Genomic DNA, 10,440 nt, shown 5'->3' with positions numbered 1-10,440 from the left:
GTTCACGTGCACCGTGAAGTAGAAACTCTCGCTTCTGCGAAGTTCCATTGAAAGCCCGAACTCTTCGAACTTGGCGGTACTTCCTCCAAGCAATGTCTTGTCTCCGAGCTTCACGTTTGATATTCCAAATGAATACGCAGTATCCCCTGTTTCTGAAGCGGTAGAAGTCCCTATGAAATATTCCCCGACAGAAAGCGTTAAAATTGCAAGCCTTGTGGACTGCCAGACGGAGAATTTCGCCTGGGTCTCTGATTTAGTGAAGTATTTTTCGGGATACTTGTACTTCGAATCGAACTTAGAGAAATCCGTAGTGAAATCAAGCGATCCTGCTCTCCAGGAAACCTGACCTATTGTAAGATTATTGACCTCGATTTTTAGTCTGTCGTAGATTTTCTTCGAACCGGAGACGTAAGGGTATCTAAACTTTACACCAAGTTCGGCGAAGTTCTTTATCTTGATAGAGGAACCGAAGACCAAATCTTTCAGTATTCTCTCATCTTCGGCGACATTCGGCGAGGCATCAAGGGTCCAGTCGAGAGTGAACTCAAGGCTGGTCTCTGTTGCCACTTCAAAGGTCAGTCTCTCCTTACTGACAAAATCATCAAACATATCGCCGCTCTGCCAGTAAACCTTGCTCTGCGTACTGTGTGAATAAGTCTTTGAATCGAAAGCGATAGAGTAGGATGTCTGCGAGGCTTCCGAGGTTACCGGCCTGAAAATTGTTTCCGTCTTCTGGCCGAACTTCATTCCCCAGAACTCGACCTCTCCTTCCGTGTTTAGAAGTCCTTCACCGAGCCAGTTCATCTCAGTGGGACTGGCAACCAGCTCTTCATAATCCAGTTCTAGAATGTAGTCCGCCTTCAGGATTTCCGTTTCAACACCGGTCAAAAGCTTTCCGGGATGATCGAAACGCCATTCTTTCTTTATGAAATCGTAGGTAAGAACTGGATTGTACTGTATTCCAATATAGTACCAGTCAAAGGGTTTGAAGGTGAGTTCATTCTTTAAAGTTACTGGAATCTCGTTCTTAGTCAGTTTCCAGCCTTCATCTGAGTCGTAGAAGAAGGCCATTTCGTAAGCAGGTTCCAAAACTACACCGAGTGAAAGCGGCCCCCACTCTCCCTTATACAATTCGATGTCCTTGTAGACGCGCAGTTTCTTTCCTTCTATCTTGAAAGAGCCGTCGTACCTCGATTCAAAATAGAACTTCAATTCAATCGATACAAATCCATCGTAAAGAATGTCGAAGGGATCGATCCAGAACAACCTGTCTTTATTCTTTTCGTGTTCCGAGTTGTAATTTAAGGCGTAGCGGCTGTTGATCTTCAATTTCTCGTCGTCGGATGCATAACTCAAATAATTGCGGCCTATACCTCTGTCATCAGCTGGCATCGTTATGTTTAGCTCAGTCGTCGATGCGTCGAATGTACTCTTCACATCTCCGCCTATCTTCAGATTGCCGGCAGCAAAAAGGTATTTGTTGACCTCGAGCACGAAGTCCTCCATATTTGAAGGATTGAAGAGCTCAGTGATTGTTGCGGCATTTGAAGCCAAAGTGAAGTTCAAGGATTGAACAGACATATCGGCGCCGAACAAGACACCTTCCGTCTTGACGGCAGAGGCTTTGCTTCTCAAAGAGTAGAGGATACTCTTATTTATATATCTCTGACCGAATAGTCCGTTGACTTTAAACTCCGATGTGCTTAGCTTGAAGAAGCCTGCATCGATACTATCATCAGATGGAACGGTCAGGTTCTGCAGGTTCACCATCCACAGGTTCTTGTCGTCATATCTGGCGAATGCCCCAATTACGTCGAGTTCCAGTTCCCAGTCTTCGGGAGAGAGAATCTGAACGTATGCAAGCTGCATTTCCGTAGCATTAATTGACTCCTTTACTGCGAATGGATCAAGCTGAGTAACCTTGTTTTCCGAGATACTCTCCCCAAGGTTTATTCCGCTGAAGGGTTTCTGGAGCTCTTTAAGCGAGGGGCCGCTCAGATATAACGCGCCGCCCTGAATTCTCAGCCAGTCAAAGGCAGGTTTGAGCAGCACATATGCACCGTAGCTGGTTTCCTTTTGCTGTCCGAACTGCCCGAACAACTCTATATCTCCCAGAGGGGTGTAGAGAACAGACTTTGCTGTAAAGGCATCTTCGGTTGACATCCAGTTTCTATACCAAGTCCCCTGAAGCAGCAGCCAGTCGAGTTCGAGATACCTAAGCGTGATCCTTGTCTCGGCGTCTGCTATTCCGCTCAGGTCGACGTCGAACGGTCTTCTATCGGGATCATCCAGTGGGAAGTAATAAGCCGGCAGATAGAAGACTGGGATGTTGCCGATATACATCAACATGTTCTGAACAGACATCCCCTTTCCAGGCACAACAACTGCCGATGAGACTCTGAAGCGGTAATGGGGATGTGCCTGGTCGCAAGTCGTTATATACCCGTCGTCTATGTTAAGTGTTGGGGATGCTTCCATAGTCGATTGTACATAGTCGCCGTAAACATAGAACGGAACCTTGGAGCCAGTCTTGGTCGTGTCGCCTCTTGCCGCAGGTACTTCAATTTCCGTTCGCGAGAAAACCTGGAGACTTTCGACTCGTTCGTTGGTAAGATCTAGAATCAGTCTATCCGAAAGAATAGTGGTCTCATCGCTCAGCATCTTGACGTTTCCCCAGAAGGAAATCGATTCGGGAGTTGAATCTACGTTAAGTATTGAGGCATTGGAAGCCTCAATTGTAGCGGTCATCGTGTCGCTGAAATATTCGACGGTAACACCGTCTCCAAGAAGTATCTCTCTTCCGTTCTTCGTCCCCGCGATTGTACCCCCGACGATCTTTATATCCGATCCCTGAAGAAGGCCGGGAACCAGCAGTAACAATAGAATTGCCGATACTTTGAGTATTCTGGTGAAAAACTCCGACAGTCTGTAGCTGGCCTTGGTATCTATAAGCGTGTAGATCACTATGCCGAGAATGGAAAAGACGATGTTCGGTATCCAGGGTGCCAGAGAAGGGTTGATCAAATTCTCCTTGCCCATGCCGCTGAGCCAGGCCCCAGAACCCTGATAGATAACTACAAGAAGGAAAGTCAGTATCACGGACCAGGATTTCGACTGAAGATTGAACATCAGCGAAACAGGCACCCCAAGAAGAACTATGACAAGTGGAGCTATCGACATCGAATACTTCTCTTGGAGAGCCACTTCGAGAGATGATGTGTTTATTCCTGTCTTCTTGAAGGCCTCTATGTCTTCTCTCAGCTCGGCGCTAGTCTTCTCCTTAGGTGATTTGAAACTTGCAAGATAGCGCTCGATATCGTCGTCAATCTCAAACTCTGCCGTACCGAACTGCATCTCCACACCGAGAAATCCAGAAGCATCCGTCTGGTAGATCTTCGCGTCGCTGAGTATCCACTTGTTTGACGAAATAACAGCGCTTTCTGCCGTTGTCAGAGTCACCTGGCCTCTCGACACTTCATAGATCGAGACAGTCTTAAGTTCCTTTGTCTTCTGATCGATTCTTCTGACATAGATCATTCTTCCCTGGCTATCCTGCATGAAGACATTTTCTTTGAGAGTGATTTCGGGCTGCTTATAAACAAACCTCGCCATCGCCTCGCTGGCCTTGGTGGAAGCCGCTGGAACAAGATAGTCGTTCAACAGGTAAGCGAAACCGCTGAAGACCACTCCCAGGAGCAAGAAGGGTATCACCAGCCGCTTAAGGGAGATCCCATGCGTCTGAAGAGCAATCAGTTCGTTATCGGACCGCATTCTTGAGAGCACCCAGAAAATTGCGAGTAGAATTCCAACGGGTATTCCAAGTACGATGAATTCAGGAAGGTTGTAGTAGATTAAGAGGAAAAGCTTGTCCATTCCGACCTTATACCTGATAATCATATCTGACAGATAGTAAAGCAACTCAAGACTAACGAATATTATAAACCCCGCGAGACCCACGAAAATCGCACCTAAAGCTTGAGCTCCTATGTACTTCAAAAGAGTCTTCAAGAAGAATCACCCCTCGTTATTCTGGGTCTCGAAATCAACAGGCTGAAAGCTATCATTTACACATCTATAATATCGCCCAGCATCAATATATACAGCAGCTTCCATGAGTTCTGTAGATAGATCCGCGATTTCTTCGAGAGCACTGAAAATCATCATGAGGTCAAGCGCTCTGCTAATTATCGAAGGAGACTCTTCGCAGTATTTTACGAGATCCACCTTCACTTCTTCCTTGATTCTGTCCACAAAGTCATCGTTCTTGCATAGTCTGACAGCTTCAGACAGCGAAGGATCGACAAGATTGTCGATCGCGCCCTTGGTCATTATCGATACCAGTTCAAACATAGTCTTTAGCTTCTCGTGATAACCGATAGGTGGCCTCTTCGTTAGTGAGAGACTTCTCTCGCATATGAAGACGCACTTGTCACCAATCCGCTCAAGCGTGCTCACAATGTTCATCGAGAGTGTAAGAAGCCTCAACTCTTTGCCAGTCGGAGTCAGTATGCCCGTCAGTCCAATAATCATCGCCTGCAGTTCCACCTGATGATAATCTATTACGGAGTCGGAATAGATCACGTCTCGTGCCTGGTGTTCATTTCTCTCGAGAACTGCTACGGCCGTCTTATTAAAAATACTTTGCACATATCTGGCCATTCTGAGGATCTCGATCCTCAAATTGTCGATTCTTTCAAGGCCGACTCTAGATATCATCTCTTAGACGCCCCCCGAATGCGAGCTTTTTCTTCAGCAGAGCGACGAAGTCGAAGCTTCCTTCACGCAGAAGAGAAACGCTTTTCTCCGAGAGGCCTACTTCTATCTTATCGCCTGTCCTGATCTTAGATATGAGACTACCATCAATGTAGGCTTCTAGAGGGAAGCCTTTGTCTTGTCTCACTTCCAATCTGACTTGTCTTGTCGCCGCCAGAACAACCGATCCTACGAAAGGGTTGTGAGGGCAGATAGGTGTAACTTGAAAGCAGCTCGCCTCGGGATCGACAAGGGCTCCACCTGCAGCCATTGCATAGGCAGTTGAACCGGTGCTTGTCGCGAAGATAATTCCGTCACCGACAACTGAATAACTGCTCTGTCCACAAATGTTGATGTTGAAAGAGACAGTTCTGCTCGGTGAAGAACGTTCAACGACGCAGTCGTTTAGCGCGTATCTAGTAGAATCTCCGATCTTGACCTCCATTACTTTTCTACTAATACTCTGGAGTCTGTCTTCGAGTAAGAGATCAAGCGCCGTGTGAAGCATACCAAGCTCAAAGGCGGCCAGAAAGCCCACACTACCCACCCTGAAGCTCATAACCGGAAGATCATTCATGATTGCCATCGGTATTGCCTTCAGTACGGTCCCGTCTCCTCCGAAGGTGAGAACAACCTCTGCTTCCAGAGGCAAACATGAGATTCCATCCTCACACAGCGAAGTTTCTATGCCGTGAGATTCGATTTCCTTTGAAAGCCAATCCAATGTCTCGGAAGAAATTCTTGCCTTGTTGTAGAAAACTGCTGCCTTCATAACTCTCACCCCGTAATTACAGAGAGACGACTGTAAGGATACTCAGATAATAAATAACTTTCCGAACTGCAAAGACCAGGGAACTCATGAATAGACCAATCGGAACTATCACTCTTTCGATTCCCGCAAGATGAGACTTTCATTCTACTCCTCTGCCTCGTCTCTCTGGTCAACGTAGTTCCACAATGTGGAGATCTTCCCTTCCAGAGGAAGCCCCAAATGGCGATATGCCTTTTCGGTGACCATCCTGCCCCGATTTGTCCGGACCAGAAAGCCGCTCTGTAGCAAGAAAGGCTCATATACTTCACTGATTGTTTCAGGTTCGATTCCTATCGAGGCTGCAATAGCCTTAACACCTGCCGGCCCGCCGTTATAGCTCTCAATAAGGACCCCGAGCAACCGCTTATCCATTGAATCGAGCCCCTCCTCGTCTATGGAGAGCAAGGTCATCGCCGACTCGACGGTGTTTACAGTAATTTCATTCTCACCTTCAACGGTGACTATATCACGTACCCTTCTAAGCAATCTATTGGCTATTCTGGGAGTACCGCGCGACCTTCTCGCAAGCAGAAGGGCTGCATCATCTCTTATTGAAGTTCCTAGAAGAGTGGCAGATCTGATGATTATCTGTTTTAAGTCTTTGTCGGGGTAGAACTCCATCTCGAGTATCATTCCGAAACGATTTCTCAATGGAGCACCGATGAAGCCGCTTCGCGTAGTGGCTCCGACGAGTGTAAAGGGATTCAAATCGAGCCGGATCGATCTCGCACTCGGACCCTTTCCGATCATTATGTCCAGTTGAAAGTCCTCCATAGCCGAGTAGAGAATCTCTTCAACATTTCTGTTCAACCTGTGAATCTCATCTATGAAAAGCACATCGTCTCGCTCTAATCCTGTTAAGATGGCCGCCAGATCACCCTGCTTCTCAATTACCGGCCCCGAGGTTACATAGATCTCGCTCCCCAGTTCATTGGCAATGATGTGGGCCAGTGTCGTCTTTCCCAGACCTGGAGGCCCGGCAAGCAGAACATGATCAAGTGCCTCATGCCGCACCCTGGCCGCTTCGATGGCTATTCGCAATCTCCGCCTTATCTGGGACTGGCCGATATACTCCTTAAGATTCTTGGGTCTCAGGCTCTTAATCGAGTTATCTTCCCGCACCTCGCCCGGCGTAAGAAAACGTTCCTCTTCCATAAGACCTCCTACGGATGAATCCTATACAGCGTTCTTGCGAAGGGAATAGCCTCTCTAATGTGCTCGAGACCGGCAATCCAGGCTACGATTCTTTCAATTCCCATTCCAAAACCGCTGTGGGGAACGGAACCGTAATCGCGTAGTTCAAGATACCAGTCATAGGATGAAACATCCAGACCGTATTCCTCGATTCTCTTAATCAACATATCTCTATCATGAATTCTCTCAGAGGCCCCGATTATCTCTCCATAGCCCTCGGGAGCAAGCATGTCGTCACAAAGAACAACATCGGGTCTTTCGGGATCGGGCTGCATGTAGAAGGCCTTCATCATTCTCGGATAACGTTCCACAACGACCGGCTTGTCGAATTCGTTTGCAATCGCAGTTTCTTCATCCCCGCCAATGTCGTCTCCCCAATTTATCTCGAATCCCTTCTTTTGAAGAAGTTTCACTGCTTCGTCATAAGTTATCCTTGGGAATGGAGTCTCGATCTTCTCCAGTTTCGATGTATCTCTTCCGATAGATTCGAGATCCTCTCCGGCTCTCTCAAGTGTCTTTTTGACCACGAAAGCTACCAGGTCTTCCTGCAGCTTGATATTGTCGTCGTGCCCGTAATAAGCAACCTCGGCTTCGTTCATCCAGAACTCGATAAGGTGCCTTCTGGTCTTCGATTTCTCTGCCCTGAAAGTGGGGCCAAGGTTGTACACCTTTCCGAGAGCCATGGCTGCAGCTTCGAGATAGAGCTGCCCAGTCTGAGCCAGATATGCCTTTCCATAATCGAAGTAATCGATTTCAAAGGTATTTCCCGCGCTCTCTCCAATAGAACCGGTAAAGATAGGTGTATCAATGAGGATAAAGCCGCGGTCATTGTAGAACTCTCTGACTGCTCTAACAATCTCGTGTCGGATCTTCAGGACATGCGTCTGCCGCTGCGTTCTTAGCCACAGGTGTCTGTTGTCCATAAGGAAGTCGATTGAATGATCGGGTTTGTTGATTGGAAAGTCCTTCTCCGGAATCTGAACAATCTGCAGATCCTCCACCAGCAATTCCACGCCGCCCGGTGCTCTCTCCTCCGCCTTAACGAGTCCGGTAACTATCAGACTCGATTCCATCTTCAATGAGGACGTTTCTTGAAACACGTTTGCAGGGACGCTTGATTTCTCAACGATCGCCTGAACGAAGCCCGAACCATCCCTGAGAAAAAGAAACTGAATCTTTCCACTAGATCTCTTTCTCCTAATCCAACCCCTAATCTGAACACGCTCATTTACAAGTTTTCCAAGTGAAGAAATTTCTGCGACTTTCATCAAGCACCTCCAGCAACAACTCGTCAGCTTCAATTATAGCAAAAACCCGGGGCTAAACCCCGGGTTAATCATTACGATAGCTCTTCTACTATATTATGCCTGAGGCAATAAGAACCCAGATAGAGATACCCAGCGCAGCAAGCGAACTTACCGTAGAGAGTATTAACCAGGGTGAAGTCTTCTTCTGAAGAGCCTCAACATCCTGCTTCGTGGCCGCATCGATTGTCGCGGTGTTTATCTCGGCAACTCTATCAGAGAGATTGACGATCACGGGCTGAGTTTCAAGATCAGCGATCTTGAGGTATCTTTCAAGATTGACAACCGTAGTGTTCAGCCTTGATTCCAGTGAATCCGTTCTCGTCTTGAGCGCTTTGATTTCGCTTTCATTCTTGCCAAGCTGCGTATTCACAGTATCCATTCCAAGCGAAATTTTGGAAAGACTTGCTTCGACTGAGGCGTTGAGCATATCCATGCTCTCATTCATTCGAGCCTCGAGATCTGCAAGACTTGCCTGATTGGCTGTGAAATCCTTTGCTTGCTGGTCTGTGAGAGCGTTGAACTTAGAATTCAGCGCGGTCAGATCGCTTCTGAGGGAAGACACCGTGCTTACAGAGGACTTCACAGAAGCAAGCTCGTTCTCATGAATAGTCACAATCTCGTTTATTGCATTGATGCTTCTCTGCAGATTTCCTATGTCGCCCTTGATGATTCCCGTTTCGGATGATAAGTCCTTCCTGAGGGTCTCAATGTCCTTTATGAGTACTTCGTTGCTGTTCTTGACTTTAGCAAGTTCATCTATGCCCGCATAAAGGTTAAGATTGGCCTTTAGATCAGTCTTCGTGACATAATTCTGCAGCTCTCCGATCTTCGCGTAGTCCGAAGCAATCGTGTTAACTCTCGCCGAAAGCTCGTCTAGCTTGCTGGTCGCTTCAGCCGGGAGTTTCACATTAGCAATCTGGATCTCGAGAGAAGCTATCTTATTCTGAAGATCTCTCACACTCAAGACGTCGCCGGACATTGTTGTCATCGCCTCTTTGATTGATGCGATCTCCATCGCGTTTGTGGAAGCTCTGTTTGTTATTGTGCTGAGCTTCGCGTCATAGTCGCTGAGAGAGTTGGATAGTGACCTTACAGTGGAATCCAGAGTAGAGAGCGCTCTTACATTAGAGGAGAGAGAGCTCTGTATTGTACTGATGTTTCCGCTCAACGTGTCGACTCTCCTGACTGCGTCGTTTACCTTCGATTCCATGACAGAAAGACTCGACATGCTATTCTGAACATTCTGGACGTCGCCGGCAAGAGTGTCGAGTTTCTTTGTCGTGAGGGAAAGATCTTCGACAAATTTCATGATTTGCTGTCTAAGAGATTCTACGGTACTCTGAGATACGCTTCCGTTGGTCGAGATGCCAAGTGAAGCGATTCTGTTTTCCAGAGCCGTTATTCTCAGTTGAAGATCCATGGTGTCGATAAGTCTACCGGTGGAATCTGTCAATGCAAGCTCGAGAGCTTCAAGCCGCGACATTACAGTTCCGTCTACCGCGCCAACTTGCGGTACAGTTCCTTGCATTGCGAAATTCAGTTCTACGTAATCCAAAGTCTTCTTGAGCATCACAGCTGTTTGATATCTTGTCAGAGGATCGTTACCGTTGAAGTAAGTCCTGCCATCAGCCTGTACAATTCCCGTCAAAATACCCAGGTCAGATAGTTTCATCACCGCGTCGTACGCCCAGTGATTTGAACTGACGTCAACATAATTAACGGCAGCTACTGCTGAAGTGAGTGCCAGACCGAGAATAAGCAGTGAGGCAAGTAAAAGTTTCATTTTCAATTCCTACACCTCCCCGAAGGAAATATTCTAAATGATTCTACCACAAATCGAGATTCCATCCTAGAAATTGGCGTGGTAATATTATCTCTGTGGGAGGTGTTGGAGTTGAAGAAGAGAACGCACACATGTGGCGAATTGAGGGCTTCCGACACGGGCAAGACAGTGACTATTAATGGCTGGGTTGACCGTATAAGGGATCTTGGTGGAATAAAGTTCATTCAGGTTAGAGATAGATATGGTATTACCCAGGTTGTCTTTGATCCTCAAGAAGAGGAGCTTTACAGCCAGGCCCTTAAACTTGGAAACGAGTTTTGCATCACGGTAACCGGATCGGTAAGAGAGAGGCCGGACGATGCGATAAATCGGAGACTGCCCACAGGAGAGATTGAGATTGTCGCTTCTGAAATGGAGCTTCTCTCGGACGCTGAAGTGCCGCCGATTTACATAAATATCGATGAAGAGTCTTCCGAAGAGATGCATCTTCGTTACAGGTATCTCGATCTAAGACGTCCCAAAATGCAGCGAAACATGCTGACCCGGCACAGATTCGTTCAGGCCGTGAGGGAATACTTGAACAAGAATGGGTT

7 protein-coding genes are annotated in these 10,440 nt (G+C 47.1%); 1 reads left to right on the top strand and 6 read right to left on the bottom strand.

From position 1 onward, the window contains the following. The 6 genes from ENN47_00035 to ENN47_00010 all read right to left on the bottom strand — a co-directional run. Positions 1-4,008, bottom strand: a 4,008-nt coding sequence (locus ENN47_00035; GenBank protein ID HDP76578.1) for a YjgP/YjgQ family permease, incomplete at its 3' end; no start/stop codon positions are given. A 6-nt stretch (positions 4,009-4,014) separates the two neighbouring features. Beyond that, positions 4,015-4,716: a phosphate uptake regulator PhoU gene (locus tag ENN47_00030; protein ID HDP76577.1), complete on the bottom strand. Its 702-nt coding sequence runs from the start codon at positions 4,714-4,716 to the stop codon at positions 4,015-4,017. Then, positions 4,706-5,533 carry an NAD(+)/NADH kinase gene (locus tag ENN47_00025; GenBank protein ID HDP76576.1) on the bottom strand — a complete coding sequence of 276 codons (828 nt, stop codon included), beginning with the start codon at positions 5,531-5,533 and terminating at the stop codon, positions 4,706-4,708. The genes ENN47_00030 and ENN47_00025 overlap by 11 nt, the downstream gene beginning before the upstream one ends. Positions 5,534-5,668: 135 nt before the next feature. Further along, positions 5,669-6,718 (bottom strand): Holliday junction branch migration DNA helicase RuvB, encoded by a 1,050-nt coding sequence (gene ruvB / locus ENN47_00020; protein HDP76575.1) that lies wholly within the window; start codon positions 6,716-6,718, stop codon positions 5,669-5,671. A gap of 8 nt (positions 6,719-6,726) precedes the next feature. After that, positions 6,727-8,025, bottom strand: a complete 1,299-nt coding sequence (locus ENN47_00015; GenBank protein HDP76574.1) for an asparagine--tRNA ligase — start codon at positions 8,023-8,025, stop codon at positions 6,727-6,729. An 88-nt stretch (positions 8,026-8,113) separates the two neighbouring features. Beyond that, a complete protein-coding gene (locus ENN47_00010; GenBank protein ID HDP76573.1) occupies positions 8,114-9,853 on the bottom strand; it encodes an S-layer protein in 1,740 nt (579 codons plus the stop codon). 105 nt (positions 9,854-9,958) lie between these two features. Between ENN47_00010 and ENN47_00005 the strand changes: the two genes are divergently transcribed. Then, on the top strand, positions 9,959-10,440 hold a 482-nt coding region (locus tag ENN47_00005), incomplete at its 3' end, for an Asp-tRNA(Asn)/Glu-tRNA(Gln) amidotransferase GatCAB subunit C (GenBank protein HDP76572.1).

This window comes from Mesotoga infera (assembly GCA_011045915.1).
In the GTDB taxonomy this organism is placed as follows: Bacteria; Thermotogota; Thermotogae; order Petrotogales; family Kosmotogaceae; genus Mesotoga; species Mesotoga infera_D.
The sequence above is the reverse complement of the archived record's forward strand: the minus strand, read 5'-3'. Positions and strand labels throughout refer to the sequence as shown.

Coding starts and splice junctions, on each gene's coding strand:
- ENN47_00015 (HDP76574.1), bottom strand. CDS start 8,025: ATGAAAGTCGCAGAAATTTCTTCACTTGGAAAACTTGTAAATGAGCGT.
- ENN47_00030 (HDP76577.1), bottom strand. CDS start 4,716: ATGATATCTAGAGTCGGCCTTGAAAGAATCGACAATTTGAGGATCGAG.
- ruvB (HDP76575.1), bottom strand. CDS start 6,718: ATGGAAGAGGAACGTTTTCTTACGCCGGGCGAGGTGCGGGAAGATAAC.